This window comes from Pseudomonas sp. B21-012 (assembly GCF_024749305.1).
Lineage (GTDB): Bacteria > Pseudomonadota > Gammaproteobacteria > Pseudomonadales > Pseudomonadaceae > Aquipseudomonas.
On sequence record NZ_CP087197.1, the window covers coordinates 987,756 to 1,013,443 of the forward strand.

Sequence of the window (25,688 nt, forward strand, 5' to 3'; positions counted from 1 at the left end):
TTGAAAGTGCAACTGCGCCGATGGCTTGCGGATTTTTCAGGTGCGGCATAAATTGTTTGTGCATGTAGATTGACCTCAACGCCTCCGGATTGCCCCCGGGGGCGTTTTCGTTTCAGGCATGGATTTCCCAGCGCAGGGACAGCAGAGGAAGGAAGTCGCCATCGATGCAGGAGCGAGCGTCTTCGTAGGCGTCGATCTGCTGGCCTTCATCGACGATCACCATCGCGAACTCTTCGCAGTGAAGTGAGAGGGCGCACCAGGTGCCGTCGTCCCAGCTCAATACGCTGACTACACGGCCCTGTTTTTCCTGCTGGCTGCGGTAGCGCTCGAGGCGCTGCATGAGGCGTTGCGAGAAGCCGATCTGGCGCAGTTTGGAGAAGGGATACATCTTGGCGTTTTGAGCAGTCTTGAGATTCATGCGGCCACCTGATCACGGGCCTCGATGCGGCTGCGTGCCCACGCCTGTACTTCAGAAAGAACCCAGGCCACAGGAGCGCCACGGGCGTTGCTGTTGCTGAGTTTGACGGGACGTGGAAAACCCGTTTTGGGGCACTGCATAAGCTTGTAAATCGTGGGGCGGGCAAGGCCGACGATGGCCATGACTTCAGAAATTCTGATCAGGGTTGTCGAAGGGTCGCTATGAGGTCGGTGGTTGGTTGTGGACGTCGCGGAGGGAGTCATAGTCGTGCCTGTAAAGAGAGAGACAGGCACAGATTAGGGAGCAAAAAAAAAGCAAACATGGTTTGCTTTTTTTACTGGCTATCGGGGTAGGTAGCCATCCAGTTCGAGATATTTTCTGACGGTCGGGATCGACGCTATTTTGTCTTTTTTAACGATCTCTCTAATCAAGTCAGTTCCCGATATTTTTGGGTTTCCTGAAATATGACGGTCGGCCGCGCTGCATATTCGATCACGTCTTTTTTGGGCCGCCTGCTGTATTTCTGACTCAGGATGGCTGTTGCCTTTGCCCGCGATCTTCCCGCGTTGCGATGCTTGAGTTGTAGACGCGCTGGCAAGGACTTGGCGCATAAAGCTGTGTAAGTCGGAGTCAGGGCTTGAAGCCTCGAAGTCGTCGATTTGCCTGTACAGAGACGCCAGCATTAACACCTTTTCGGCCTCTGCTTTGAAAAGTGCGAAGTCTTCCCGGCTTCTAATTTCTAAGCCGCTACTTCTGTCTCGAACCTTCTCCACCAGCTTTGTGTATTCTTTTGGGTCCGCTTGCCGCAACGATTCGACCAGGTCGACTTCAATGTCATAGGCGCCTAGTTCCAGGTCGAACAGCCAGTTTGCGAGGACTTCAACTGCTTGCACTGCCTGGACAAGCGCATAGGTTGCGGTGAGCTGTGAATCGCTGGCGGGGTGATCTGTACCAACGAATTGCCTAATGATGAATGGCAATGAGGTTGCTTCAGAAAAGCTGAAGTGCTCCTCAATGACGTCTCGCTGGCGAAACATGGTCTGTATGGTCGACTCCGCGCATTGGTTGTATGCGCCGTCCTCAAGCCAAAAGTGCACGGCATGCTGGATGAGCCCAAAGCCTTCTTTGAAGTGCTCATAGAACTGACCGTAAAGCGTTAACTCACTGACAGCGAGTTCAATCTCGTCTAGATCTCGCATTAGGGAGTGCACGTCCACACCCGCTATTTCGAGTCCCAAAGCTTCAATGTTCAAGTCGTCCATTAGGCTGCCCCACGCCCCGATAGCGGAGCATCAATCCAGCGTGGTGCGCAATCTGGGGACCGGGCCAGCAGGGAGGGGGTGGTCCAATGGCCGTTACACGCCGAGGCCGCGTTACACGAGGTGTACGGACATAGGGTAGAACGTGTGACGTAAAAAAATACCAATGATTTCAAGTGGTTGAGTGTTGTCGTTACACGAGTAACACGCGTAACACGGTTTTTGAGTGGGGGTAGGGTAGTCACCTTCATTGGGCTTTGTCGAACTGACCCTGGACAACGTTCCCTCGCTCTAGGGCGTCTAGGTAGTCGGCGTACCACTGCATCATTGTTATGCGGTGCTCAAGATATTGAGCCTTGTTGTACACCCCTGAAATTCCTTCCTCTTTATGGGCTAGTTGGGCTTCAACATGTTCTTTGGGCCAGCCATGCTCTCGAAGTAATGTGCTTGCAGTATGTCGAGTACCGTGGCCTACAAGCCGGCCTTTGTATCCAATGGTGGCGAAGACTTTGTTTATCGTATTTTCACTGATGGTTGGGTTTTTGGCGCCGACTCCGGGAAACAGCCAACGACTACGGCCAGTCAGGCAATGAAGTTCTTTTAAGGCTGAAACTGCTTGATGTGGTAGTGGGCACACAAAGTCTCTGCGCATCTTCATCTTTGCGGCTGGTGTCGTCCAAGTTGCTTTGTCGAGGTCGAACTCTTTCCATTCGGCTAGGCGAACCATGCCTGGTCGTGAGGCAGTCCAGATGCAAAGCCAAGCAGCGGTTCGGGCCGTCAGCCTACTTGGGGTGTTCTTCAGTGCAGTAAGAAAGTAACCTAACTCTGGTTCTAGTAAATGCGGGTGTTGTTGAGTCTTAGGGGCCTGTGCTGCGATATCCCTAAGACGGCTTCCCGGGTCGTTTTCCGTAAGGCCTAAACCGATGGCTCTCCCGAAAATCTGATTGATCCAGGTGCGGCATTTTTCCGCTACGTTGTGTGCGTCTCGGGCTTCGATAGAGGCTTGGAGTTCGGCGCAATCGGTGCGAGTGATCTCATCGAGAGGTTTGTCTCCCAAGGCAGGGAGAATGTCTTTGTCGAGATAGGTACGGATTTTATTGAGGGTGGAAGGGGCAAGACCCTTCTCTTCTTTTGCCTTGAGCCAGGCATCAGCAGCAGCTCTGAAGGTGCGTGTCTTGGCTGCATCAATGGCTGCTTTGGCGGATCGCTTCTGTTCGAGAGGATCGGCGCCGCTACTCACTACCTTGCGCAGTTCGGCAGCTTTGTCTCGTGCCAACGCACCACTTACCTCCGGATAGCCTCCAAGTCCCATCCAGGCCCAGTTGCCCGTCGGACGTTTATAGCGAAGCTGCCAGGACTTACCGCCATCAGGTTTAACCCTGAAGTAGAGGCCGCTGCCGTCCAGCTCGCGGTACTCCTTTGATTCCGGCTCCAATCCCGCAAGTGTCGTGTCAGCGAGAGGGCGGCGCTTGATGTCTGCGCGCTTCATCCTTGTATCCCAAAGTTCGGTATTTTTCTCAGGATACAAGCAGGGATACAGGGATACAACGGATAGGGGGAGACAGGGGTAGATAGATAGGCACAAAAAAACCGGCCAAGTGGCCGGTTTCTTTGGGTCTGAGAGGCTGTTAGAGACTCTCAGATACTGCTGTTTGGTGCCCCGAGGGAGACTCGAACTCCCACTCCTTTCGAAAACGGATTTTGAATCCGCCGCGTCTACCAATTCCGCCATCAGGGCTTGTGGCGGCGAAGTATAGAGAGGCGCCTACCGTTGGTCAATCAGCTTTCATGGTCAATTTTCACGGTTTCGGCTAAACTTTCCGGCCCTGTCGAACCGAACACCATCATGCGCGTCGCCGATTTCTCCTTTGAGCTCCCTGATTCCCTGATCGCTCGCCATCCGCTGGCGCAGCGCCATAGCAGCCGGCTGTTGACCCTGGACGGGCCGAGCGGGGCACTGGCGCATCGCCAGTTCACCGACCTGCTCGAGCATCTGCGCCCGGGCGATCTGATGGTGTTCAACAATACCCGGGTGATTCCGGCGCGTCTGTTCGGCCAGAAGGCCAGCGGCGGCAAGCTGGAAATCCTCGTCGAGCGCGTGCTCGACAGCCACCGGGTACTGGCCCACGTGCGTTCGAGCAAGGCGCCCAAGCCTGGCACGCAGATTCTCATCGATGGCGGTGGCGAGGCCGAGATGTTCGCCCGTCACGATGCGCTGTTCGAGCTGCGTTTTGCCGAGGAGGTGCTGCCGCTGCTTGATCGCGTTGGCCACATGCCGCTGCCGCCGTATATCGACCGTCCGGATGAAGGCGCCGACCGCGAGCGCTACCAGACGGTGTACGCCGAGCGCGCTGGCGCCGTGGCCGCGCCAACCGCCGGCCTGCACTTCGACGAAGAACTGCTGGCCAAAATCGCCGCCAAGGGTGTGGAAACCGCCTTTGTCACTCTGCATGTAGGTGCTGGTACCTTCCAGCCGGTGCGGGTCGAGCGCATCGAAGATCACCACATGCATAAAGAGTGGCTGGAGGTCAGCCAGGATGTGGTTGACGCCGTGGCTGCCTGCCGGGCCCGTGGCGGGCGCGTGGTTGCCGTGGGCACCACCAGCGTGCGTTCGCTGGAAAGCGCCGCCCGTGATGGCGAGCTCAAGGCCTTCAGTGGCGATACCGATATCTTCATCTTCCCGGGCCGGCCGTTCCATGTGGTCGATGCCCTGGTGACCAACTTCCATTTGCCTGAATCCACGCTGCTGATGCTGGTTTCGGCCTTCGCCGGTTACCCCGAGACCATGGCTGCCTACGCGGCGGCGGTCGAACACGGGTACCGCTTCTTCAGTTACGGTGATGCCATGTTCATCACCCGCAATCCGGCGCCACGCGGCCCCGAGGATCAAGCATGAGTCGCACCTGTCGTATGTCCTTCGAATTGCTCGCCACTGACGGCAAGGCCCGTCGCGGCCGCCTGACTTTCCCGCGTGGCGTGGTCGAGACCCCGGCGTTCATGCCGGTGGGCACCTATGGCACGGTCAAGGGCATGCTGCCGCGCGACATCGAGGCGATCGGCGCGCACATGATCCTCGGCAACACCTTCCACCTGTGGCTGCGCCCGGGCACCGAGGTGATCAAGGCCCACGGCGACCTGCACGACTTCATGAAGTGGCAGGGCCCGATCCTCACCGACTCCGGCGGTTTCCAGGTGTTCAGCCTGGGCGCCATGCGCAAGATCCGCGAAGAGGGCGTGACCTTCGCCTCGCCGGTCGACGGCTCCAAGGTGTTCATGGGCCCGGAAGAGTCGATGCAGGTCCAGCGTGACCTGGGCTCGGACGTGGTGATGATCTTCGACGAATGCACCCCGTACCCGGCCGATGAAGACGTCGCCCGGGTGTCCATGGAGTTGTCCCTGCGCTGGGCACAGCGCTCGAAGAACGCCCACGGCGACAGCACTGCGGCGCTGTTCGGCATCGTTCAGGGTGGCATGCACGAGAATCTGCGCATGCGCTCGCTCGAAGGCCTGGAAAAGATCGGCTTCGACGGCCTGGCCATCGGCGGCCTGTCGGTGGGCGAGCCCAAGCACGAAATGATCAAGGTCCTGGACTACCTGCCAGGGCGGATGCCGGCTGACAAACCTCGTTACCTTATGGGGGTAGGCAAGCCGGAAGATCTCGTTGAGGGTGTGCGCCGCGGCGTCGACATGTTCGATTGCGTGATGCCCACGCGCAACGCGCGCAACGGCCATCTGTTTGTCGATACCGGCGTGCTGAAAATCCGTAACGCGTTCCATCGCCACGATGATTCGCCCCTGGACGCGACCTGCGATTGCTATACCTGCCAGAACTTCTCCCGCGCGTATCTGCATCATCTGGATAAATGCGGCGAAATGTTGGGCAGTATGTTGAATACGATCCATAACTTGCGTCATTACCAGCGCTTGATGGCTGGTTTACGCGAGGCTATTCAACAAGGTACATTGGCCGCCTTTGTCGATGCCTTTTACGCCAAGCGCGGGCTGCCTGTGCCGCCCTTGGACTGATGTTCTGTCGATCCCTAACAAGTACTGATTTGCAACTGGAGTGCTAAATGAGCTTTCTGATCCCTGCCGCATACGCGGACGCAGCTGCCCCAGCCGCCGGCCCAGCCGGTACTGGCTTCGAGTGGATTTTCCTGGTCGGTTTCCTGGTCATCTTCTACCTGATGATCTGGCGCCCGCAGGCCAAACGTGCCAAAGAGCAGAAAAACCTGCTGAGCAACCTGCAAAAAGGTGACGAAGTTGTCACCAACGGCGGTATCGCCGGCAAGATCGTCAAAGTTGCCGACGACTTCGTGGTTCTGGAAGTGTCCGACAACGTCGAGCTGAAGTTCCAGAAGGGCGCCGTAGCCGCGACCCTGCCTAAAGGCACGCTCAAAGCGATCTAAGTTTCAGTTTTTTACCAATCGACGGGGCGCGCAAGGCGCCCCGCGTCTTGAACGGGCGGCGTGATGCTGAACAAATACCCTCTGTGGAAATACGCACTGATCCTGGTGGTACTGGCGATCGGTTTTATTTATTCCGCTCCCAACCTCTACCCTGATGATCCGGCCGTTCAGGTCAGCGGTGCCAGTACTGCACTGCAGGTCACTCAGGCCGATCTGGACCGCGTGAGCAAGGCGCTCAACGAGTCCGGTATCCAGGTCAAGGCCGCGAGCCTGGGCGAGAAGGGCAAGGTTGGGCTGGTGCGCCTGAGCAAACAGGAAGACCAACTGCCAGCCAAGGATGTAGTGCGCAAGGCACTGGGCGACGACTATGTAGTAGCGCTCAACCTGGCCCCGACTACCCCGCAATGGCTGCGCAACCTGGGCGCAAGCCCGATGAAGCTGGGCCTGGACCTTTCCGGTGGTGTGCACTTCCTGCTTGAAGTGGACATGGACAAGGCCATGTCGGCGCGCCTGAAAGTCTACGAAGGCGAAGTCAAGAGCCTGCTGCGCAAAGAGCGCGTGCGCTATCGCAGCCTGCCGCAACAAGATGGCGGCATCCAGCTGGGCTTCTCCGATGACGAATCCCGCGAACAGGCCCGCAGCCTGATCCGCAAGAATTTCAACGATTTCGAGCTGACCACCACCGAGCGCAACGGTCTGTCGGTGCTGCGCCTGGCGATTACCCCGGCCAAGGTCGCGGAAATCCGTGAATACTCGATCAAGCAGAACCTGACCACGGTACGTAACCGCGTCAACGAGCTGGGTGTAGCCGAGCCACTGGTTCAGCGCCAGGGTGCCAACCGCATCGTGGTCGAGCTGCCAGGCGTGCAGGACACCGCCGAAGCCAAGCGTATTCTCGGCAAGACCGCCAACCTCGAATTCCGCCTGGGCGCCGAGCCTGGTGCCTCGAAAGCCACCACTGAGACCTTCGAGTTCCGTGAAGGCGGTCGTTCGGCTGCGGTCGAGCGTGGCCTGATCATCACCGGTGACCAGGTGACCGACGCCCAGGCCAGCTTCGACGAGCAGGGCCGTCCGCAGGTGAACATCCGTCTGGATGGTCATGGTGGCGAGCTGATGAGTCGTGCTACCCGTAGCAACGTCGGCCGCAGCATGGCGGTGATCTTCATCGAGCAGCGTCCAACCACGCGCTACGTCAAGCAGATGGTTGACGGCGTCGAGAAAGACGTTGCCGTGCAGACTTTCACCGAAGAGAAGAAGATCATCAGCCTGGCGACCATCCAGTCGCCACTGGGCAGCCAGTTCCGCATCACCGGCCTGAACGGTCAGGGCGAGTCGTCGGAACTGGCCCTGCTGCTGCGTGCTGGTGGCCTGGCGGCGCCGATGTACTTTGCTGAAGAGCGCACCATTGGCCCGAGCCTGGGTGCCGACAACATCACCAAGGGTATCGACGCATCCCTGTGGGGCATGCTGTTTGTCTCGCTGTTCATCATGGCCATCTACCGCTTCTTCGGCCTGATCGCGACCATCGCCCTGGCCGGTAACATGGTCATGCTGCTGGCGCTGATGTCGCTGCTGGGGGCAACGCTGACCCTGCCGGGTATCGCCGGTATCGTCCTGACCATGGGTATGGCGGTTGACGCCAACGTGCTGATCTTCTCGCGGATCCGCGAAGAGCTGGCCAATGGCATGTCGGTGCAACGCGCCATCCACGAAGGTTTCAACCGTGCCTACACGGCGATTGTCGACGCCAACCTGACCACCTTGCTGGTCGGCGGCATCCTCTTCGCCATGGGTACCGGCCCGGTCAAGGGCTTCGCGGTTACCATGTCCCTCGGGATTTTCACCTCGATGTTCACGGCCGTCATGGTCACCCGCGCAATGGTCAACCTGACCTGCGGCGGGCGTGATATCAAGAAGCTGTGGGTATAAGGGGCTGCCATGTTACGTACCATTAACTTCATGGGTGTGCGCAACGTTGCGTTCGGCATCACCCTGCTTCTGACCGTGCTGGCGTTGTTCAGCTGGTTCTACAAAGGCCTCAACTTCGGCCTGGACTTCACCGGCGGTACGCTCATTGAGCTGACCTACGAGCGTCCGGCCAACCTCGGCGAGGTCCGTGAGGAACTGGTCAAGGCTGGCTTCCAGGACGCCGTGGTGCAAAGCTTTGGTGCTACCACCGACCTGCTGGTGCGTATGCCGGGCGATGATCCGCAACTGGGTAATCGCGTGTCCGAGGCGCTGCAGAAGGTCAATACCGACAACCCGGCGGTGGTCAAGCGTGTCGAGTTCGTCGGCCCGCAGGTCGGTGAAGAACTGCGCGACCAGGGCGGCCTGGGCATGCTGCTGGCCCTGGGCGGCATCATGATCTACCTGGCCTTCCGCTTTCAGTGGAAATTCGCCCTGGGTGCGATCCTGTCGCTGATCCACGACGTGGTCGTGACCATGGGTATCCTCTCGTTCTTCCAGATCACCTTCGACCTGACGGTACTGGCGGCGGTGCTGGCGATCATCGGCTACTCGCTCAACGACACCATCGTCGTCTTCGACCGGGTACGTGAGAACTTCCGGGTTCTGCGCAAGGCTTCGCTGATCGAGAACATCAACATCTCGACCACCCAGACCCTGCTGCGGACCGTGGCGACCTCGGTGTCGACCTTGCTGGCGATTGCCGCGCTGCTGTTCTTCGGTGGCGACAACCTGTGGGGCTTCTCCCTGGCGCTGTTCATCGGTGTCATGGCCGGTACCTACTCGTCGATCTACATCGCCAACGTGGTGCTGATCTGGCTAAACCTGAACAGTGAAGACCTGATCCCGACGGTGAAAGCCGAAGGTGTGGACGACCGTCCATAAGGGAATTTCCCGCACTGTTGGTCGTACAAAAGGGCGCGAGTGTTGAACTCGCGCCTTTTTTTATGCTCCAAGGCAGGGAGAAGGCGGGCAATGTTCCGCAGGTATGATCAGGAGGTTCAGGTGAACAAATCGATGCTGGTGGGTGCGGTTCTGGGTGCTGTCGGTGTAACAGCCGGAGGTGCTGTTGCCACCTACAGCCTGGTTAAGGGCGGGCCGGAATATGCCGAAGTTTTGGCGGTGCAGCCGGTCAAGCAGACGGTCAAGACACCCCGTGAAGTGTGCAAGGACGTCACTGTGACGCGTCAGGCGCCGGTCAAGGATCAACACCAGATTGCCGGTACCGTGGTCGGTGCGCTGGCAGGTGGCCTGCTGGGTAACCAGATCGGTGGCGGTACCGGCAAGAAGATCGCTACCGTGGCCGGTGCGGTCGGTGGCGGCTATGCCGGCAACAAGGTGCAGGAAGGCATGCAGGAGCGTGATACCTACACCACCACGCAAACCCGCTGCAACACGGTCAACGACCTGAGCGAGAAGGTGGTCGGCTATGACGTGAAGTACTCGATCGGCGACAAGGTCGGTCAAGTGCGCATGGACCGTGACCCAGGTTCGCAAATTCCGCTGGATAAAGAAGGCAAGCTGGTACTGAGCCAGGCCCAGGCTGGCCAGTAATCTACTGTAGGAGCGGGCTTGCCCCGCGATGCGGTGTAACGGTTAGATCGCTATCGCGGGGCAAGCCCGCTCCTACAGGCCAAAAAAAAGCACCCCGAAGGGTGCTTTTTTTCTGCCCGAAGAAACTCAGCGTTTGATCGAAGCAGGCAGGTGCGGCTGGATGGCAGTCAGAACGGCCTTGAAGCACTTGGTGTTGCCAGCAACGATGTGACCCTTCTCGAGGAAGTCGTGGCCACCGGTGAAGTCGCTCACCAGGCCGCCCGCTTCCTGGATCAGCAGGGCGCCTGCAGCCATGTCCCATTCCGACAGGCCCGATTCCCAGAAGGCATCGAAACGACCGGCGGCAACGTAGGCCAGATCCAGGCTGGCAGCACCGGCGCGGCGGATGCCGGCGGTCTGGCCAACCAGGGCGCGGAACATGCCCAGGTAGTTGTCCAGGTCAGCCATCTGGTTGTCGCGGAACGGGAAGCCGGTACCCAGCAGGGCACCTTCCAGGCTTGTGCGAGGGCTGACGCGCAGGCGGCGGCCGTTCAGCTGGGCGCCACGGCCACGGCTGGCGGTGAATTCTTCCTGGCGGACAGGGTCCAGCACCACGGCGTGCTCAAGGCGGCCACGGTATTTGCAGGCAATGCTGACAGCAAAGTGCGGAACGCCACGCAGGAAGTTGGTGGTGCCATCCAGTGGGTCGATGATCCACAGGTAGTCCTTGCCTTCTTCGCCGCTACCGGCATGCAGGCCGGTCTCTTCGCCGTAGATGGAGTGGTTCGGGTAGGCCTTGCGCAGGGCATCGATGATTTTCTGCTCTGCGGCGCGATCGACTTCGGAGACGTAATCCTTGGCGTCTTTTTCATCAACCTTGATGCTATCCAGGCGCTCGATGGAGCGGAAAATCAATTCACTGGCGCTGCGGGCGGCGCGCAGCGCGATATTCAGCATGGGCTGCATGGACGTTTCACCTGGGTCGTTAAAGAAAGCCGAACATTCTAGCAGAAAACTTTGCGCGAAGAAGGGTGACATTTGCTTTCGTAGCGTAAAGTCGGTCGCTTCTGTAAGATTTGCTCCCCCTTCGCAACGTCTGTGAGCGCTCGCCTTGCTGCAAAATATTCGTGTTGTTCTGGTCAATACCAGCCACCCCGGCAATATCGGCGGCGCTGCGCGTGCCATGAAAAACATGGGCTTGTCGCGCTTGGTGCTGGTCGATCCGCAGCATTTTCCCTCGCCCGAGGCGGATGCCCGTGCGTCGGGTGCCGATGATGTGCTGGGCGGCGCACAAGTGGTCGCCACCCTTGAAGAGGCGCTGGTCGGCTGCAACCTGGTGTTCGGCACCAGTGCCCGCGAGCGCCGCATCCCCTGGCCGCTGGTCGACCCGCGCGAGTGCGCCAGCAAGGTCATCGAGCATGCCGTTCAGGGCGAAGAGATTGCCCTGGTGTTCGGCCGTGAGCACGCCGGCCTGACCAACGAAGAGCTGCAGCGTTGCCATTTCCATGTGCACATCCCCTCGAACCCGGACTTCAGCTCGCTGAACCTCGGCGCCGCAGTGCAGGTGCTGGCCTATGAGGTGCGCATGGCCTGGCTGGCGCAGGAAGGGCAGGCGTCGCCGGTGGAAGTAGTCGACAGCAGCGAGCTGGCGACCATGGATGAAATGGAGCTGTTCTACCAGCACCTGGAAAAGACCCTGGTCGATATCGGCTTTCTCGACCCGCTCAAGCCCAGGCACCTGATGCCGCGCCTGCGTCGCCTGTACGGGCGCAGCTCGGTGGATCGTTCGGAAATGAGTATTTTGCGCGGCATTCTCACCGAAACCCAGAAAGCGGCCCGTGGCGAGCCGCATAAGCGCAAGGATCAATAGATGTTCGAGCGTCTGCGTGAAGATATCCAGAGCGTTTTCCACCGCGACCCGGCGGCGCGCAATGCCTTTGAAGTGCTGACCTGCTACCCCGGCATGCATGCGATCTGGCTGCATCGTGCGGCGCACGCCTTGTGGCGGCGGGACTGGAAGTGGTTGGCGCGGCTGGTGTCGAACTTCGGCCGCTGGCTGACCGGAATCGAGATTCACCCTGGTGCCAAGGTGGGACGGCGCTTCTTCATTGACCACGGCATGGGCATCGTCATCGGCGAAACCGCCGAGATCGGCGACGACGTCACTCTGTACCAGGGCGTGACCCTGGGTGGCACCACCTGGAACAAGGGCAAGCGTCACCCGACCCTGGAAGACGGCGTGGTCGTTGGTGCCGGGGCCAAGGTGCTGGGGCCGTTCACCGTCGGCGCCGGAGCCAAGATCGGTTCCAACGCGGTGGTCACCAAGGCGGTACCGGCCGGCGCGACTGCGGTGGGTATCCCCGGGCGGATCATCGTCAAGACCGATGCCGAGGTCGAGGCCCGGCGCAAGGCCATGGCCGAGAAGATCGGCTTCGATGCCTATGGCGTCAGCGAAGACATGCCCGACCCGGTGGCCCGCGCCATTGGTCAGTTGCTTGACCACCTGCAGGCGGTCGACGGGCGCCTGGAAGACATGTGCGGCGCGCTTAAGAATCTTGGCAGCGACTACTGCGCCAAGGAGCTGCCGGCACTGCGTGAAGAGGACTTCGCCGAGATCAAGGATGAGGCCCGCAGCGACGCGTCGACGCATTGACAGAAGGGGCGTGCGCAAGCGCCCCTTAGTTTGCTATCATTCCGCCGCCCTCTTGCGGTAAACCCGACTAAAGCACTAGGTCTTATAGTTGACTTAAATGCTCGGGAATAGCATACTCGCTCCCATCCCGTAACCCCGTGGTACCTACTAGCCATGCGACTGACTACAAAAGGCCGATACGCCGTGACCGCCATGCTCGACCTGGCGTTGCACGCGCAGAATGGGCCGGTGTCTCTGGCCGACATTTCCGAGCGCCAAGGCATTTCCCTCTCTTATCTGGAGCAGCTGTTTGCAAAGCTGCGCCGCAGCAGCCTGGTTTCCAGTGTGCGCGGCCCTGGCGGCGGCTACCAGCTGTCGCGAAGCATGGAGAGCATTCAGGTCGCCCAGGTCATCGACGCGGTCAACGAATCGGTCGATGCCACGCGCTGCCAGGGGCTGGGTGATTGCCACGCCGGCGACACCTGCCTGACCCACCACCTGTGGTGCGACCTCAGCCAGCAGATTCACGAATTCCTCAGCGGCATCAGCCTGGCTGACCTTGTCACTCGCCGTGAGGTACAAGAAGTCGCCCAGCGCCAGGACCTGCGTCGTATCGCAGGCCGGGCACCGCAGCTGGACAAGATTGAGACGTCCGCCGTCGAATGACCGTTTCGACGCGCGGCGCGACCGCCTGATAGGAGATATTCAATGAAGTTGCCGATCTACCTCGATTACTCCGCGACCACCCCGGTCGATCCACGCGTTGCCCAGAAGATGAGCGACTGCCTGCTGGTCGACGGGAACTTCGGTAACCCGGCGTCGCGCTCCCACGTCTTTGGCTGGAAAGCCGAAGAAGCGGTCGAGAACGCCCGTCGCCAGGTCGCCGACCTGGTCAATGCCGACCCGCGTGAAATTGTCTGGACCAGCGGTGCCACCGAGTCCGACAACCTGGCAATCAAGGGCGTCGCGCACTTCTACAGCACCAAGGGCAAGCACCTGATCACCTCCAAGATCGAGCACAAGGCTGTCCTGGACAGCACTCGTCAGCTGGAGCGTGAAGGCTTTGAAGTGACCTACATCGAGCCAGGCGCCGATGGCCTGATCACTCCGGCCATGGTTGAAGCTGCCCTGCGTGAAGACACCATTCTGGTGTCGATCATGCACGTGAACAACGAAATCGGCACCATCAACGACATCGCCGCCATTGGCGAGCTGACCCGCGCCCGCGGCGTCATGTTCCACGTCGATGCCGCGCAGTCCACCGGCAAGGTCGAGATCGACCTGCAAAAGCTCAAGGTCGACCTGATGTCGTTCTCGGCGCACAAGACCTATGGCCCTAAAGGCATTGGCGCGCTGTACGTCAGCCGCAAGCCTCGCGTGCGCCTGGAAGCCACCATGCACGGCGGCGGTCACGAGCGCGGCATGCGTTCGGGCACCCTGGCCACCCACCAGATCGTCGGCATGGGCGAAGCCTTCGCCATCGCCAAAGAGCTGATGGCCAGCGAGAACCTGCGCATCAAGGCCCTGAGCGACCGCTTCTACAAGCAGGTTGAAGGCCTCGAAGAGCTGTACATCAACGGCAGCATGACCGCGCGCATTCCGCACAACCTGAACCTGAGCTTCAACTACGTCGAAGGCGAGTCGCTGATCATGGCGCTCAAGGACCTGGCCGTTTCGTCCGGCTCGGCCTGTACTTCGGCTTCGCTCGAGCCGTCCTACGTGCTGCGTGCCCTGGGCCGCAACGACGAACTGGCACACAGCTCGATCCGCTTTACCTTCGGTCGCTTCACCACCGAAGAAGAAATCGACTACGCCGCGCAGAAGGTTTGCGAGGCCGTAACCAAGCTGCGCGAATTGTCGCCGCTGTGGGATATGTACAAAGACGGCGTCGACATCTCCAAGATCGAGTGGGCTGCGCACTAAGTAGTCGCCGGCAAGAGCGGCTCTCTGATGAGGAAGGAATTGCACCATGGCATACAGTGAAAAGGTCATCGACCACTACGAAAACCCGCGTAACGTCGGCAAGATGAATGCCGAGGACCCGGATGTCGGCACCGGCATGGTCGGCGCTCCGGCGTGCGGCGACGTCATGCGCCTGCAGATCAAGGTCAACGAGCAGGGCGTTATCGAAGACGCCAAGTTCAAGACCTACGGCTGCGGTTCGGCCATCGCTTCCAGCTCCCTCGCTACCGAGTGGATGAAGGGCAAGACCCTGGACGAAGCGGAAACCATCAAGAACACCCAGCTGGCCGAAGAACTGGCGCTGCCGCCGGTTAAAATCCACTGCTCGGTACTCGCCGAGGACGCCATCAAGGCGGCCGTGCGCGATTACAAGCAGAAGAAAGGTTTGCTCTAAGGTCGCCTGTTGCAGGTAAGGAGTCTCGATGGCTATCAGCATGACAGAAGCCGCCGCCAAACATGTGCGGCGCTCCCTCGACGGACGCGGCAAGGGTGAAGGTATTCGCCTTGGCGTGCGCACCACTGGCTGCTCGGGCCTGGCCTATGTGCTGGAGTTCGTCGATGAAGTAACCTCCGATGACCAGGTCTTCGAAAGCCATGGCGAAAAGGTCATCATCGATCCGAAAAGCCTGACGTACCTCGACGGTACCGAGCTGGATTTCGTCAAGGAAGGGTTGAACGAAGGCTTCAAGTTCAACAACCCCAACGTGCGCGGTGAGTGTGGCTGCGGCGAAAGCTTCAACGTCTGAGGCTGCGCGTGGGTACTCCTTGTCATTTCGCCCTGTTTGACCTGCAACCTGGCTTCCGTTTGGACCTCGACAAGCTGGCTGTTCGCTATCGCGAGCTGGCCCGCGAGGTCCATCCGGATCGCTTCGCCGATGCCTCCGAACGTGAACAGCGCATTGCGCTGGAGCGTTCGGCTGCGCTGAACGAGGCCTACCAGACTCTCAAGAGCGCGCCCCGGCGTGCCCGCTACCTGTTGGCGATCGGCGGCCATGAAGTGCCGCAGGAAGTCACCGTCCATGATCCCGAGTTCCTGCTGCAGCAGATGCAGCTGCGTGAAGAGCTCGAAGACCTCCAGGACAGTGCCGACCTCGATGGCGTGGCCGTCTTCAAGCGTCGCTTGAAAGCCGCCCAGGAAGCACTCAACGAGGACTTCGCCGCCTGCTGGGATGATCCTGCGCAGCGTGAACAGGCCGAGCGCCTGATGCGCCGCATGCAGTTTCTCGACAAGCTCGCCTACGAAGTGCGCCAGCTGGAAGAGCGCCTCGACGATTAACCCGGCGCTGCTTCTGGCGGCGCCCCTGGTATTCAGATAAGCATGGCCCTACTGCAGATCGCCGAACCCGGTCAGAGCCCCCAGCCGCACCAGCGTCGCCTGGCGGTGGGTATTGACCTTGGTACCACCAATTCCCTGGTTGCTGCCCTGCGCAGCGGCCGCAGCGAGCCCCTGCCCGATGCCCAAGGCCGGGTGATCCTGCCGTCCGCAGTGCGCTATCACGCTGACCACATCGATGTCGGCCAGAGCGCCCGCGACGCCGCCTCCAGCGACCCGCTCAACACCGTGCTGTCGGTCAAGCGCCTGATGGGCCGTGGCCTGGCAGACGTCAAGCAACTGGGTGAGCAACTGCCGTACCGCTTTGTCGGTGGCGAGTCGCACATGCCGTTCATCGACACCGTCCAGGGCCCGAAAAGCCCGGTGGAAGTCTCGGCCGACATCCTCAAGGTGCTGCGCCAGCGCGCCGAAGAGACCCTCGGCGGCGAACTGGTTGGCGCGGTAATCACTGTGCCGGCGTATTTCGACGACGCCCAGCGCCAGGCCACCAAGGACGCCGCGCGTCTGGCCGGCCTGAACGTGTTGCGCCTGCTCAACGAGCCGACCGCGGCGGCCGTGGCCTATGGCCTGGACCAGAATGCCGAAGGCCTGGTGGCCATCTATGACCTGGGTGGCGGTACTTTCGATATCTCGATCCTGCGCCTGACCGGCGGTGTCTTTGAAGTGCTGGCCACCGGTGGCGACAGCGCCCTGGGCGGCGACGACTTCGACCATGCCATCGCCAGTTGGATTGTCGAGCAGGCCGGCCTGTCCTCGGATCTCGATCCGGGTGCCCAGCGCCAGCTGCTGCAGACCGCCTGCGCAGCCAAAGAGGCCCTGACCAATGCTGATGTGGTCACGGTCGCCTATGGCAACTGGCAGGCCGAGCTGACCCGCAGTGCCTTCGATGCCCTGATCGAGCCCATGGTTGCCCGCAGCCTAAAGGCCTGCCGCCGCGCCGTGCGTGACAGCGGCGTCGAGCTCGAAGAAGTTGCTGCAGTGGTCATGGTCGGTGGTTCGACCCGCGTGCCGCGTGTGCGCGAGGCCGTCGGCACGTTGTTTGGGCGTACCCCGCTGACCGAAATCGACCCGGACCAGGTAGTCGCCATCGGCGCCGCCATCCAGGCCGATACCCTGGCTGGCAACCGCCGCGATGGTGGCGAATTGCTGCTGCTGGACGTGATTCCGTTGTCCCTGGGTCTGGAAACCATGGGTGGGCTGATGGAGAAGGTGATTCCGCGCAACACCACCATCCCGGTTGCCCGCGCCCAGGAGTTCACCACCTACAAAGATGGCCAGTCGGCCATGATGATTCATGTGCTGCAGGGCGAGCGCGAACTGATCAGTGACTGCCGCTCCCTGGCGCGCTTCGAACTGCGTGGTATCCCGGCGATGGTTGCCGGTGCGGCGAAGATCCGCGTGACCTTCCAGGTCGATGCCGACGGCCTGCTCAGCGTTTCGGCGCGCGAGCTGGGCTCGGGTGTCGAATCGAGCATCCAGGTCAAGCCGTCCTACGGCCTGACCGACGGCGAAATCGCCCGTATGCTCAAGGACTCCTTCGAGCATGCCGGTTTCGACAAGGTGGCGCGCCAGCTGCGCGAGCACCAGGTCGACGCCGAGCGCCTGCTCGAAGCGGTACAGGGCGCCCTGGACGCCGATGGCGAACGCCTGCTGGACGCCGAAGAGCGCCTGGCAATCGAGCAACAGATGCAAGACTTGCGTGATTTGATCAACGGCACCGATGGCGCGGCCATCGAGCAACAGACCAAGCGTCTGTCGCAGGTGACCGATGCCTTTGCCGCCCGTCGCCTTGATTCGACGGTAAAAGCCGCTTTGGCCGGGCGCAACCTGAATGAGATCGAGGAATAACTGATGCCGCAGGTGATTTTTCTGCCCCACGAGAGATTCTGCCCGGATGGCATGGTCGTGGAGGCCGAGACCGGGAAATCCATTCTCGAGGTGGCCCATGACAACCACATTGAGATCGAAAGCGCTTGTGGTGGCGTCTGCGCCTGTACCACGTGCCACTGCGTCATTCGCGAAGGTTTCAATTCGCTCAATGAGGCTGACGAGCTGGAAGAGGACTTCCTGGATCGCGCATGGGGCCTTGAGCCTACGTCGCGCCTGACCTGTCAGGCTGTGGTCGGTACCGAGGATGTAACTGTCGAGATTCCGAAATACTCGCTCAACCACGCTGCCGAAGCGCCGCATTGATCCTGGAGCCGACATGAGCCTGAAATGGGTTGATGTACTTGAAATTGCAATCCAGCTTGCCGAAAGCAAGCCGGAAGTCGATCCTCGTTATGTGAACTTCGTCGATCTGCACCGTTGGGTGCTGGCATTGCCGGAATTCAGTGACGATCCGACCCGTGGCGGCGAGAAGGTTCTCGAAGCCATCCAGGCGGCCTGGATCGAAGAAGCCGACTGAGCGCGCTCGGCAGGTTAGGCAATCCCCCGGAACCCGCGTATAATTCGCGGGTTTAATTTTTCGCTTCACTCAACGTTTCTGGAGTTTCACCATGGCTGTTCAACGTACTTTCTCGATCATCAAGCCTGACGCCGTTGCTAAAAACGTGATCGGCGAGATCACCACCCGTTTCGAAAAAGCCGGCCTGCGCGTCGTTGCCTCGAAACTCAAGCAACTGTCCAAAGCCGAAGCCGAAGGCTTCTACGCTGAGCACAAAGAGCGCGGCTTCTTCGGCGACCTGGTTGCCTTCATGATCTCCGGTCCTGTTGTTGTCCAGGTTCTGGAAGGCGAAAACGCCATCGCTCTGAACCGTGAGCTGATGGGCGCTACCAACCCTAAAGAAGCTGCTGCCGGCACCATCCGTGCTGACTTCGCCGAGTCCATCGACGCCAACGCCGTTCACGGTTCGGACTCCGAAGCCGCCGCTGCTCGCGAAATCTCGTACTTCTTCGCAGCTACCGAGGTAACCACTCGCTAAGCGAAAGCTTACGGGTGAGGGTGAATCCATGACGACATCGACTGGCAAAACTAACCTGTTGGGGCTTACCCAGCCGGAAATGGAAAAATTCTTCGACTCTATCGGGGAGAAGCGTTTCCGTGCCGGTCAGGTAATGAAATGGATTCACCACTTTGGCGTCGATGATTTCGACGCCATGACGAATGTCGGCAAGGCCTTGCGCGAAAAGCTCAAGGCTGTTGCCGAGATTCGCGGTCCGGAAGTGGTCAGCGAGGACATCTCCAGCGACGGCACCCGTAAATGGGTGGTGCGCGTGGCGTCCGGCAGCTGCGTCGAGACCGTGTACATCCCCCAGGGCAAGCGTGGCACCCTGTGTGTCTCGTCCCAGGCCGGTTGCGCCCTGGACTGCAGTTTCTGCTCCACCGGCAAGCAAGGATTCAACAGCAACCTCACCGCCGCCGAAGTGATCGGCCAGGTGTGGATTGCCAACAAGTCGTTCGGCAGCGTGCCGGCCACCATCGACCGTGCCATCACCAACGTGGTGATGATGGGCATGGGTGAGCCACTGCTGAACTTCGACAACGTGGTCGCCGCCATGCACCTGATGATGGACGACCTCGGCTACGGCATTTCCAAGCGCCGGGTGACCCTGTCCACTTCCGGCGTGGTACCGATGATCGAAGAGCTGGCCAAGCACATCGACGTCTCCCTGGCCCTCTCGCTGCACGCGCCGAACGATGCCCTGCGCAACGAGCTGGTACCGCTCAACAAGAAGTACCCGCTCAAGGTCCTGCTCGAAGCCTGCATGAACTACATGTCGCAGCTGGGCGAAAAGCGCGTGCTGACCATTGAGTACACCCTGCTCAAGGACGTCAACGACAAGCTCGAACACGCCGTGGAAATGGCCGAGTTGCTCAAGAACGTGCCGTGCAAGATCAACCTGATTCCGTTCAACCCGTTCCCGCATTCCGGTTACGAGCGGCCGAGCAACAACGCCATCCGTCGTTTCCAGGACCACCTGCATCACGCCGGCTACAACGTTACCGTGCGCACCACCCGTGGTGAAGACATCGACGCGGCGTGCGGCCAGCTGGTCGGCCAGGTGATGGACCGCACCCGCCGCAGCGAGCGCTATATCGCCGTACGTCAGTTGAATGCCGACGGTGACGTGCAAGAAAGCGCTGCGCGCAACTGAAGAGAGGACCTCCATGACCCTGCGCTTCGCGCTGTCGATCCTGGCGCTCGCCCTGCTTGCAGGTTGCGTGTCCGGCGGGAGTTCGGACGCGCTGGGCAGTCGTGAAGGTCGCGAGCAGGCACGCCAGGCCTATGTGCAGTTGGGCCTGGGTTATTTGCAACAAGGTTTGACCGAGCAGGCCAAGGCGCCGCTGAAAAAAGCCCTCGACCTCGATAGCCAGGATGCCGCAGCCCATGCGGCCCTGGCTTTGGTGTTTCAGGCCGAAGACGAGCCGGAACTGGCCGAGGCGCACTTTCGCAAGGCCCTGGCCCGGCGCCCGGACGACACCCGAATTCGCAACAATTACGGCAGTTTCCTTTATGCTCGTGGGCAATACGCCCAGGCGCAGCAGATGTTTGCCCAAGCGGCGGCCGATACCCTGTATCCTGAACGCTCCCGGGTGTTCGAGAACCTTGGCCTGACCGCGCTCAGGCTGGGGCAGCGCGCCGAAGCGCAGGAATACCTGGTAAAAGCTTTGCGACTCAACCAGCAGCAGCCGCGCGCGTTGCTGGAAATGGCTGAGTTGTCTTACGAAGACAGGCATTATGTGCCGGCCCGTGACTACTACGATCGTTTCAGCCAGCTGAGCGACCACAGTGCCCGCAGCCTGCTGCTGGGCAGCCGCCTGGCCAGCGTCTTCGAAGAACGGAACAAGGCCAGCGAACTGGGCCTGCAATTACAACGACTTTATCCCGGTACGCCGGAATATCAGCAATACCTGTCGGAGCAATGATGAAAGCGGCGCATCCCGAAGCAGCAGCAGCGACTCGCGAAAATCCCGGTGAAATCCTGCGTCAGGCCCGCGAGAGCAGGGACTGGTCCCAGGCCGAAGTGGCCCGCAAGCTCAACCTCACCGTGAGTTCCCTGAACAATCTAGAAGCCGGCGCCTTCGACAAGCTGCCGGGGCATACCTTTGCCCGTGGCTACATACGCGCCTATGCCAAGCTGCTGGACATGGACCAGGCTGCCCTGGTGCAGGCTTTCGACCAGTGCACCGGCACCCACGCCCAGGGCAGCGACGTTCACGCCCTTGGCCGCATCGAAGAGCCGGTGCGTCTGTCCCACAACATCCTGCGTATCGTCAGCCTGGTGCTGCTGGTGGTGGTGATCGGTGGTGGCTTCTTCTGGTGGCAGGACCAGACCAGCCTGCGAGGCAAGGACCTGGCCAACATGGCCCTGGAGCACGTCGAAGTCGAGAGCGCCGACGGCACCACCCAGATTCACCCGCTGGACGAGCCTGAAGACCAGGCTGTGAGCGCTGGCCAGCAACCGCAAAGCACTGCCTTGAGCCTTGAGCAGGCCCCGACAGAACCGGCTGGCGCCGCACCTGCCGAACAAGCACCGGCCAGCCCTGCTGCCACGCCTGCTGCGCCTGCCGCCAGCACCGCGACCACGCCGGTGGCGCCGGTTGTACCGGCTCCAGCGCCAGCCCCGGTGGCGCCCGTGGTCAACAGTGCAGTGGTTGGCGCAGCGCCAGCAGCACCTGCTGTCGCCGCTCCAGCCCCGGCCGGTAGCGGCCAGCTGCACATGCAATTCAACGCCGATTGCTGGACCTCGGTCACCGACGGCAACGGCAAGCTGCTGTTCAGCGCCATCAAGCGCAAGGGCGACAGCCTGGACCTGACCGGCAAGCCGCCGTTTTCGGTACGCCTGGGCTTTGCCCGCGGCGTGCAGGTCAGCTACAACGGCCAGCCTGTCGACGTTGCGCCGTTCACCAGTGGCGAGACCGCTCGCCTGAAGTTGGGACAATAAGTCATGCACGGCGAATCTCCGATCAAACGTCGCGAATCCCGGAAAATCTGGGTAGGTAATGTGCCTGTTGGCGGCGATGCTCCCATCGCGGTCCAGAGCATGACCAACACCGACACCAATGACGTGGCCGCGACCGTGGCGCAGATCAACCGCCTGATCGATGCCGGCGTCGACATCGTGCGCGTCTCGGTACCGGACATGGACGCTGCCGAGGCCTTCGGCAAGATCAAGCAACAGGTCAGCGTACCGCTGGTTGCCGACATCCATTTCGACTACCGCATCGCCTTGCGCGTGGCCGAGCTGGGCGTTGACTGCCTGCGCATCAACCCGGGCAACATCGGTCGTGAAGACCGCGTTCGGGCGGTGGTCGATGCCGCCCGCGATCGCGGTATTCCGATCCGTATCGGCGTCAACGCCGGTTCCCTGGAAAAAGACCTGCAGAAAAAGTACGGCGAGCCGACCCCGGCGGCGCTGGTCGAGTCCGCCATGCGTCATGTCGAGCACCTCGACCGCCTGGATTTCCAGGACTTCAAGGTCAGCGTTAAAGCCTCTGACGTGTTCATGGCCGTCGAAGCCTACCGCCTGCTGGCCAAGCAGATCATCCAGCCGCTGCACCTGGGCATCACCGAAGCCGGCGGCCTGCGCTCGGGCACGGTGAAATCCGCGGTGGGCCTCGGTATGCTGCTTGCCGACGGGATTGGCGATACTATTCGCATTTCGCTGGCCGCCGACCCGGTCGAAGAGGTCAAGGTCGGCTACGACATCCTCAAGTCCCTGCACCTGCGTTCGCGTGGCATCAACTTCATCGCCTGCCCGAGCTGCTCGCGGCAGAACTTCGATGTGGTCAAGACCATGAACGAGCTGGAAGGGCGCCTGGAAGACCTGCTGGTACCGCTGGACGTCGCCGTGATCGGTTGCGTGGTCAACGGCCCGGGCGAGGCCAAGGAAGCCCACGTGGGGCTCACCGGTGGCACGCCGAACCTGATCTACATCGACGGCAAGCCTGCGCAGAAGCTGACCAATGACAACCTGGTCGATGAGCTGGAAAAGCTCATCCGCCAGAAAGCGGCTGAAAAAGCCGAGGCCGACGCGGCGCTGATCGCCCGTGGCTGACTGACACAGAATTGTTAAGGGATTTTCCGTGAGCAAATCGCTGCAAGCCATTCGTGGCATGAACGACATCCTGCCCGAGCAGACGCCGCTGTGGCGTTATTTCGAGAACACCGTGGCCGGCCTGCTGGATACCTATGGCTATCGCCAGATCCGCACGCCGATCGTCGAGTTCACCGAGCTGTTCAAGCGCTCGATCGGCGAAGTCACCGACATCGTCGAAAAAGAGATGTACACCTTCGACGATCGTAACGGCGACTCCCTGACCTTGCGCCCGGAAGGCACCGCCGCCTGCGTGCGCGCCGTGCTCGAGCACGGCATCACCGGCAGCGGCCAGGTGCAGAAACTCTGGTACATCGGCCAGATGTTCCGTCACGAGCGCCCGCAGAAAGGCCGTTATCGCCAGTTCAACCAGATTGGCGTTGAAGTCTTCAACCTCGACGGCCCGGATATCGACGCCGAGCTGATCATGCTCACCTGGCGCCTCTGGGGCCAGTTGGGCATTCGCGACGCGGTCAAGCTCGAACTCAACAGCCTGGGTACCAGCGAAGCCCGGGCCCGCTACCGTGACGCGCTGGTCGAGTTCCTCTCGGCGCGCCTGGAGCACCTGGACGAAGACAGTCAGCGCCGCCTGAAAAGCAACCCGCTGCGCATCCTCGACAGCAAGGACGCCAATACCCAGGCGGTGCTGGTCGGTGCGCCGAAGCTCGAAGACTACCTGGACGAAGAGTCCCGCGTGCACTTCGAGGGCCTCAAGGCACGCCTGGATGCCGCCGGCATTCCGTTCGTGATCAACACCAAACTGGTGCGCGGCCTGGACTACTACAGCAAGACCGTTTTCGAATGGGTGACCGACAAGCTCGGCTCCCAGGGCACCGTATGTGCCGGCGGTCGCTACGACGGCCTGGTCGAGCAGATGGGCGGCAAACCGACCCCGGGCGTTGGTTTCGCCATGGGTATCGAGCGCCTGATCCTGCTGCTGGAAACCCTCGAGCAGGTACCCGAGTCGATCAACCGTCAGGTCGACGTCTACCTGTGCGCCTTCGGCGAGCAGGCCGAGCTTGCCGGCCTGGCCCTGAGCGAGCGCCTGCGTGACCGTCTGCCGAACCTGCGCCTGCAGGTCAACGCCGGTGCTGGCAGCTTCAAGAGCCAGTTCAAGAAGGCCGACAAGAGCAACGCGCTGTTCGCCTTGATCCTGGGGGACGACGAGCTGGCGCAACAAGTGGTAGGTTTCAAACCCCTGCGCGGTCAGGGCGAACAACAAAACATTGCCTGGGATGCTCTGGCAGAGCACCTGGAAGCCTCGCTCGCGCAGGCGTGAGGCGAGTCAACAGCCGATTTGGTGAAAAGGAGTATTGGGGTGTCGAGTACCGATGATGAACAACTGGTCGCGATGAAGGACTGGTGGGACCGCAATGGCAAGCCGCTGGTAACCGGTGGCCTGCTGGCGCTGGTCGTGGTGTTCGGCTGGCAAGCCTGGCAGAAATACCAGACCAACCAGTCGCAAGGCGCCTCGAACCTTTACCAGGCCCTGCTGGAGACTACCCTGACGCCAAGCGGCGAGCCCGACGCGGCCAAGGTTGCCGAGCTGTCCGGCAAACTCAAGAACGAATTCGGCGGCTCGGCCTATGCCCAGTACGCCAGCCTGTTCGTCGCCAAGGTAGCCGTCGAGAGCGGCAAGCTCGATGACGCCGCGGCCGAGCTCAAGCTGGTGATGGACAAGCCGGCCGACGCGACCCTGGGCGAAATCGCCCGTCAGCGCCTGGCCCGTGTGCTGGCCGCGCAGAAAAAAGTCGACGAAGCGCTGAAGCTGCTTGAAGGCGATGCCGACAAGGCATTCCTGGCCAGCCGTGAAGAGCTCAAGGGCGATCTGCTGGTGCAACTGGGTCGCTCTGGCGATGCCCATACCGCTTACGAAAAAGCCAAGGCTGCGCTGTCTGATGACGCCGCGATCGGTGGCCTGCAACTCAAGCTCGACGACCTGGCCAAAGGGGATGCGTGACGTGATCGGTTGGAAACATGCAGCAGTGCTGACCCTGGCCCTTCTGGCCGTGGGTTGCAGCAGCAACAGCAAAAAGGAATTGCCACCGGCCGAACTCACCAAGTTCACCGAAGAAGTGGTCCTGAAGAAGCAGTGGAGCCGTTCGATCGGTGACGGTCAGGGCGAAACCTTCAACATGCTGGTGCCGGCGATCGAAAACGACCGCATCTACGCCGCCGATGTTACCGGCGTGGTGATGGCGCTGGATCGCAGCAACGGCGACGTGGCCTGGAAGAAGGACCTCGAACTGCCAGTGTCCGGTGCCGTTGGCGTCGGTTACGGCATGGTCATGCTCGGCACCCTCAAGGGCGAAGTGATTGCCCTGGATGCCAGCACCGGTGAGGAGCGCTGGCGCTCGCGCGTTACCAGTGAAGTGCTGGCGCCACCAGCCACCAACGGTGACGTGGTGGTAGTACAGACCCAGGACGACCGTGTCATTGGCCTGGACGCCAGCACCGGCGACCGTCGCTGGATCTACGAAAGCACTCCGGCGGTACTGACCCTGCGCGGTACTGGCGCTCCAATCGTGACCAACCGTCTGGCCGTTGCTGGCCTTTCGACCGGTAAAGTGGTTGCCCTCGACACCCAGAACGGTGCGCCGGTCTGGGAGCAGCGTGTGGCCATCCCGCAAGGTCGCTCGGAGCTTGACCGGGTTGTGGATATCGACGGCGGCCTGCTGCTGTCCGGCGGTACCCTGTACGTTTCCAGCTACCAGGGCCGCGTTGCCGGCCTGGACCTGGAGAGCGGCCGGTTGCTGTGGCAGCGTGATGCTTCCAGCTACACCGGTGTGGCCCAGGGCTTCGGTAACGTCTACGTGAGCCTGGCTTCGGGCACCGTGGAAGGCATCGACGAGCGCTCGTCCAGCGCCCTGTGGAGCAACGATTCGCTGGCACGCCGCCAGCTGTCGGCGCCGGAAGTGTTCTCCAGCTACGTAGCGGTGGGTGACCTGGAAGGCTACCTGCACCTGCTCAGCCAGGTCGATGGTCGTTTCGTCGGTCGTGAGCGTATCGACAGCGATGGCCTGCGCGCCCGTCCGCTGGTGGTGGGTGACACCATCTATGTGTACGGCAACAGCGGCAAGCTCGAGGCGCTGACCATCCGCTGAGGCTATGCTTGAGGCCATGCCGGCCTCGGGCT

29 protein-coding genes and 1 tRNA gene are annotated in these 25,688 nt (G+C 61.0%); 24 read left to right on the forward strand and 6 right to left on the reverse strand.

Translation table 11 applies throughout. The features are described 5' to 3' along the window. Positions 1-112 precede the first annotated feature (112 nt). The 5 genes from LOY37_RS04475 to LOY37_RS04495 form a co-directional block, all read right to left on the reverse strand. Positions 113-418 carry a hypothetical protein gene (locus LOY37_RS04475; protein ID WP_258716372.1) on the reverse strand — a complete coding sequence of 102 codons (306 nt, stop codon included), beginning with the start codon at positions 416-418 and terminating at the stop codon, positions 113-115. Further along, complete coding sequence (locus LOY37_RS04480) at positions 415-681, reverse strand: AlpA family transcriptional regulator (RefSeq protein WP_258716373.1); 267 nt, start codon at positions 679-681, stop codon at positions 415-417. Before LOY37_RS04480 ends, LOY37_RS04475 begins: the two co-directional genes overlap by 4 nt. 78 nt (positions 682-759) lie before the next feature. Then, a complete protein-coding gene (locus LOY37_RS04485; protein ID WP_258716374.1) occupies positions 760-1,680 on the reverse strand; it encodes a hypothetical protein in 921 nt (306 codons plus the stop codon). A gap of 244 nt (positions 1,681-1,924) precedes the next feature. Further along, on the reverse strand, positions 1,925-3,166 hold the full coding sequence (locus LOY37_RS04490) for a tyrosine-type recombinase/integrase (protein ID WP_258596503.1): 1,242 nt from the start codon (positions 3,164-3,166) through the stop codon (positions 1,925-1,927). 164 nt (positions 3,167-3,330) lie between these two features. Further along, a tRNA-Leu gene (locus LOY37_RS04495) sits at positions 3,331-3,415 on the reverse strand. A gap of 108 nt (positions 3,416-3,523) precedes the next feature. Between LOY37_RS04495 and queA the strand changes: the two genes are divergently transcribed. From queA to LOY37_RS04525, 6 genes are all read left to right on the forward strand, one after another. Further along, positions 3,524-4,573, forward strand: coding sequence for a tRNA preQ1(34) S-adenosylmethionine ribosyltransferase-isomerase QueA (gene queA, locus LOY37_RS04500; RefSeq protein WP_045196183.1), 1,050 nt, complete (start codon positions 3,524-3,526; stop codon positions 4,571-4,573). A gap of 14 nt (positions 4,574-4,587) precedes the next feature. Continuing rightward, positions 4,588-5,703 carry a tRNA guanosine(34) transglycosylase Tgt gene (gene tgt / locus LOY37_RS04505; protein WP_162195925.1) on the forward strand — a complete coding sequence of 372 codons (1,116 nt, stop codon included), beginning with the start codon at positions 4,588-4,590 and terminating at the stop codon, positions 5,701-5,703. 47 nt (positions 5,704-5,750) lie between these two features. Further along, positions 5,751-6,086 (forward strand): preprotein translocase subunit YajC, encoded by a 336-nt coding sequence (gene yajC, locus LOY37_RS04510; protein WP_010223473.1) that lies wholly within the window; start codon positions 5,751-5,753, stop codon positions 6,084-6,086. Positions 6,087-6,149: 63 nt separating this feature from the next. Further along, positions 6,150-8,015 (forward strand): protein translocase subunit SecD, encoded by a 1,866-nt coding sequence (gene secD / locus LOY37_RS04515; protein WP_045196186.1) that lies wholly within the window; start codon positions 6,150-6,152, stop codon positions 8,013-8,015. Between the two features lie 9 nt (positions 8,016-8,024). Beyond that, the gene (secF, locus tag LOY37_RS04520) at positions 8,025-8,936 is read left to right on the forward strand and encodes a protein translocase subunit SecF (RefSeq protein WP_258716375.1); all 912 of its coding nucleotides are present in this window, start codon (positions 8,025-8,027) and stop codon (positions 8,934-8,936) included. 120 nt (positions 8,937-9,056) lie between these two features. Then, positions 9,057-9,605, forward strand: coding sequence for a glycine zipper 2TM domain-containing protein (locus tag LOY37_RS04525; protein ID WP_045196190.1), 549 nt, complete (start codon positions 9,057-9,059; stop codon positions 9,603-9,605). A gap of 126 nt (positions 9,606-9,731) precedes the next feature. On the opposite strand, the gene suhB is transcribed toward LOY37_RS04525, so the two are convergent. Continuing rightward, positions 9,732-10,550 carry an inositol-phosphate phosphatase gene (gene suhB, locus LOY37_RS04530; protein ID WP_010223469.1) on the reverse strand — a complete coding sequence of 273 codons (819 nt, stop codon included), beginning with the start codon at positions 10,548-10,550 and terminating at the stop codon, positions 9,732-9,734. A 145-nt stretch (positions 10,551-10,695) separates the two neighbouring features. On the opposite strand from suhB, the gene trmJ reads away from it, so the two are divergent. The 18 genes from trmJ to bamB all read left to right on the forward strand — a co-directional run bounded on the left by trmJ (position 10,696) and on the right by bamB (position 25,656). Next, positions 10,696-11,454, forward strand: a complete 759-nt coding sequence (gene trmJ, locus LOY37_RS04535; protein ID WP_093388088.1) for a tRNA (cytosine(32)/uridine(32)-2'-O)-methyltransferase TrmJ — start codon at positions 10,696-10,698, stop codon at positions 11,452-11,454. Then, positions 11,455-12,237 (forward strand): serine O-acetyltransferase, encoded by a 783-nt coding sequence (cysE, locus tag LOY37_RS04540; RefSeq protein ID WP_115088644.1) that lies wholly within the window; start codon positions 11,455-11,457, stop codon positions 12,235-12,237. A gap of 153 nt (positions 12,238-12,390) precedes the next feature. Further along, positions 12,391-12,882: a Fe-S cluster assembly transcriptional regulator IscR gene (gene iscR, locus LOY37_RS04545; protein ID WP_036993915.1), complete on the forward strand. Its 492-nt coding sequence runs from the start codon at positions 12,391-12,393 to the stop codon at positions 12,880-12,882. Positions 12,883-12,924: 42 nt separating this feature from the next. Next, positions 12,925-14,139: an IscS subfamily cysteine desulfurase gene (locus LOY37_RS04550; protein ID WP_045196198.1), complete on the forward strand. Its 1,215-nt coding sequence runs from the start codon at positions 12,925-12,927 to the stop codon at positions 14,137-14,139. A gap of 46 nt (positions 14,140-14,185) precedes the next feature. Continuing rightward, positions 14,186-14,572: a Fe-S cluster assembly scaffold IscU gene (iscU, locus tag LOY37_RS04555; RefSeq protein WP_002552476.1), complete on the forward strand. Its 387-nt coding sequence runs from the start codon at positions 14,186-14,188 to the stop codon at positions 14,570-14,572. Positions 14,573-14,600: 28 nt separating this feature from the next. Further along, positions 14,601-14,924: an iron-sulfur cluster assembly protein IscA gene (iscA, locus tag LOY37_RS04560; RefSeq protein WP_045196204.1), complete on the forward strand. Its 324-nt coding sequence runs from the start codon at positions 14,601-14,603 to the stop codon at positions 14,922-14,924. An 8-nt stretch (positions 14,925-14,932) separates the two neighbouring features. Continuing rightward, positions 14,933-15,454, forward strand: a complete 522-nt coding sequence (hscB, locus tag LOY37_RS04565; protein WP_045196206.1) for a co-chaperone HscB — start codon at positions 14,933-14,935, stop codon at positions 15,452-15,454. 42 nt (positions 15,455-15,496) lie between these two features. Next, positions 15,497-17,359 carry a Fe-S protein assembly chaperone HscA gene (gene hscA / locus LOY37_RS04570; protein ID WP_195885705.1) on the forward strand — a complete coding sequence of 621 codons (1,863 nt, stop codon included), beginning with the start codon at positions 15,497-15,499 and terminating at the stop codon, positions 17,357-17,359. Positions 17,360-17,362: 3 nt separating this feature from the next. Next, complete coding sequence (fdx, locus tag LOY37_RS04575; protein WP_045196210.1) at positions 17,363-17,704, forward strand: ISC system 2Fe-2S type ferredoxin; 342 nt, start codon at positions 17,363-17,365, stop codon at positions 17,702-17,704. Between the two features lie 13 nt (positions 17,705-17,717). Beyond that, positions 17,718-17,918: a Fe-S cluster assembly protein IscX gene (iscX, locus tag LOY37_RS04580; protein ID WP_045196212.1), complete on the forward strand. Its 201-nt coding sequence runs from the start codon at positions 17,718-17,720 to the stop codon at positions 17,916-17,918. A gap of 91 nt (positions 17,919-18,009) precedes the next feature. Continuing rightward, on the forward strand, positions 18,010-18,435 hold the full coding sequence (gene ndk, locus LOY37_RS04585) for a nucleoside-diphosphate kinase (protein ID WP_007964426.1): 426 nt from the start codon (positions 18,010-18,012) through the stop codon (positions 18,433-18,435). Between the two features lie 28 nt (positions 18,436-18,463). Continuing rightward, positions 18,464-19,609 (forward strand): 23S rRNA (adenine(2503)-C(2))-methyltransferase RlmN, encoded by a 1,146-nt coding sequence (gene rlmN / locus LOY37_RS04590; RefSeq protein WP_045196215.1) that lies wholly within the window; start codon positions 18,464-18,466, stop codon positions 19,607-19,609. A 13-nt stretch (positions 19,610-19,622) separates the two neighbouring features. Further along, positions 19,623-20,381, forward strand: a complete 759-nt coding sequence (pilW, locus tag LOY37_RS04595; protein WP_045196217.1) for a type IV pilus biogenesis/stability protein PilW — start codon at positions 19,623-19,625, stop codon at positions 20,379-20,381. Further along, complete coding sequence (locus LOY37_RS04600) at positions 20,381-21,400, forward strand: RodZ family helix-turn-helix domain-containing protein (protein WP_045196219.1); 1,020 nt, start codon at positions 20,381-20,383, stop codon at positions 21,398-21,400. Before pilW ends, LOY37_RS04600 begins: the two co-directional genes overlap by 1 nt. A 3-nt stretch (positions 21,401-21,403) precedes the next feature. Next, the gene (gene ispG, locus LOY37_RS04605; protein WP_038997015.1) at positions 21,404-22,513 is read left to right on the forward strand and encodes a flavodoxin-dependent (E)-4-hydroxy-3-methylbut-2-enyl-diphosphate synthase; all 1,110 of its coding nucleotides are present in this window, start codon (positions 21,404-21,406) and stop codon (positions 22,511-22,513) included. 28 nt (positions 22,514-22,541) lie between these two features. Then, a complete protein-coding gene (gene hisS / locus LOY37_RS04610; RefSeq protein ID WP_258596523.1) occupies positions 22,542-23,831 on the forward strand; it encodes a histidine--tRNA ligase in 1,290 nt (429 codons plus the stop codon). Between the two features lie 39 nt (positions 23,832-23,870). Then, a complete protein-coding gene (locus LOY37_RS04615) occupies positions 23,871-24,512 on the forward strand; it encodes a tetratricopeptide repeat protein (protein WP_258716376.1) in 642 nt (213 codons plus the stop codon). After that, a complete protein-coding gene (gene bamB / locus LOY37_RS04620; protein ID WP_045196225.1) occupies positions 24,505-25,656 on the forward strand; it encodes an outer membrane protein assembly factor BamB in 1,152 nt (383 codons plus the stop codon). Before LOY37_RS04615 ends, bamB begins: the two co-directional genes overlap by 8 nt. The last annotated feature ends 32 nt before the right edge of the window (positions 25,657-25,688 follow it).

Excerpts from the sequence above, each read along its gene's own strand:
- LOY37_RS04475 (WP_258716372.1), bottom strand. The coding sequence starts at position 418 with ATGAATCTCAAGACTGCTCAAAACGCCAAGATGTATCCCTTCTCCAAA.
- LOY37_RS04480 (WP_258716373.1), bottom strand. The coding sequence starts at position 681 with ATGACTCCCTCCGCGACGTCCACAACCAACCACCGACCTCATAGCGAC.
- LOY37_RS04485 (WP_258716374.1), bottom strand. The coding sequence starts at position 1,680 with ATGGACGACTTGAACATTGAAGCTTTGGGACTCGAAATAGCGGGTGTG.
- LOY37_RS04490 (WP_258596503.1), bottom strand. The coding sequence starts at position 3,166 with ATGAAGCGCGCAGACATCAAGCGCCGCCCTCTCGCTGACACGACACTT.
- queA (WP_045196183.1), top strand. The coding sequence starts at position 3,524 with ATGCGCGTCGCCGATTTCTCCTTTGAGCTCCCTGATTCCCTGATCGCT.
- tgt (WP_162195925.1), top strand. The coding sequence starts at position 4,588 with ATGTCCTTCGAATTGCTCGCCACTGACGGCAAGGCCCGTCGCGGCCGC.
- yajC (WP_010223473.1), top strand. The coding sequence starts at position 5,751 with ATGAGCTTTCTGATCCCTGCCGCATACGCGGACGCAGCTGCCCCAGCC.
- secD (WP_045196186.1), top strand. The coding sequence starts at position 6,150 with ATGCTGAACAAATACCCTCTGTGGAAATACGCACTGATCCTGGTGGTA.
- secF (WP_258716375.1), top strand. The coding sequence starts at position 8,025 with ATGTTACGTACCATTAACTTCATGGGTGTGCGCAACGTTGCGTTCGGC.
- suhB (WP_010223469.1), bottom strand. The coding sequence starts at position 10,550 with ATGCAGCCCATGCTGAATATCGCGCTGCGCGCCGCCCGCAGCGCCAGT.
- cysE (WP_115088644.1), top strand. The coding sequence starts at position 11,455 with ATGTTCGAGCGTCTGCGTGAAGATATCCAGAGCGTTTTCCACCGCGAC.
- iscR (WP_036993915.1), top strand. The coding sequence starts at position 12,391 with ATGCGACTGACTACAAAAGGCCGATACGCCGTGACCGCCATGCTCGAC.
- LOY37_RS04550 (WP_045196198.1), top strand. The coding sequence starts at position 12,925 with ATGAAGTTGCCGATCTACCTCGATTACTCCGCGACCACCCCGGTCGAT.
- iscU (WP_002552476.1), top strand. The coding sequence starts at position 14,186 with ATGGCATACAGTGAAAAGGTCATCGACCACTACGAAAACCCGCGTAAC.
- iscA (WP_045196204.1), top strand. The coding sequence starts at position 14,601 with ATGGCTATCAGCATGACAGAAGCCGCCGCCAAACATGTGCGGCGCTCC.
- hscA (WP_195885705.1), top strand. The coding sequence starts at position 15,497 with ATGGCCCTACTGCAGATCGCCGAACCCGGTCAGAGCCCCCAGCCGCAC.
- fdx (WP_045196210.1), top strand. The coding sequence starts at position 17,363 with ATGCCGCAGGTGATTTTTCTGCCCCACGAGAGATTCTGCCCGGATGGC.
- iscX (WP_045196212.1), top strand. The coding sequence starts at position 17,718 with ATGAGCCTGAAATGGGTTGATGTACTTGAAATTGCAATCCAGCTTGCC.
- ndk (WP_007964426.1), top strand. The coding sequence starts at position 18,010 with ATGGCTGTTCAACGTACTTTCTCGATCATCAAGCCTGACGCCGTTGCT.
- rlmN (WP_045196215.1), top strand. The coding sequence starts at position 18,464 with ATGACGACATCGACTGGCAAAACTAACCTGTTGGGGCTTACCCAGCCG.
- pilW (WP_045196217.1), top strand. The coding sequence starts at position 19,623 with ATGACCCTGCGCTTCGCGCTGTCGATCCTGGCGCTCGCCCTGCTTGCA.
- LOY37_RS04600 (WP_045196219.1), top strand. The coding sequence starts at position 20,381 with ATGAAAGCGGCGCATCCCGAAGCAGCAGCAGCGACTCGCGAAAATCCC.
- ispG (WP_038997015.1), top strand. The coding sequence starts at position 21,404 with ATGCACGGCGAATCTCCGATCAAACGTCGCGAATCCCGGAAAATCTGG.
- bamB (WP_045196225.1), top strand. The coding sequence starts at position 24,505 with ATGCGTGACGTGATCGGTTGGAAACATGCAGCAGTGCTGACCCTGGCC.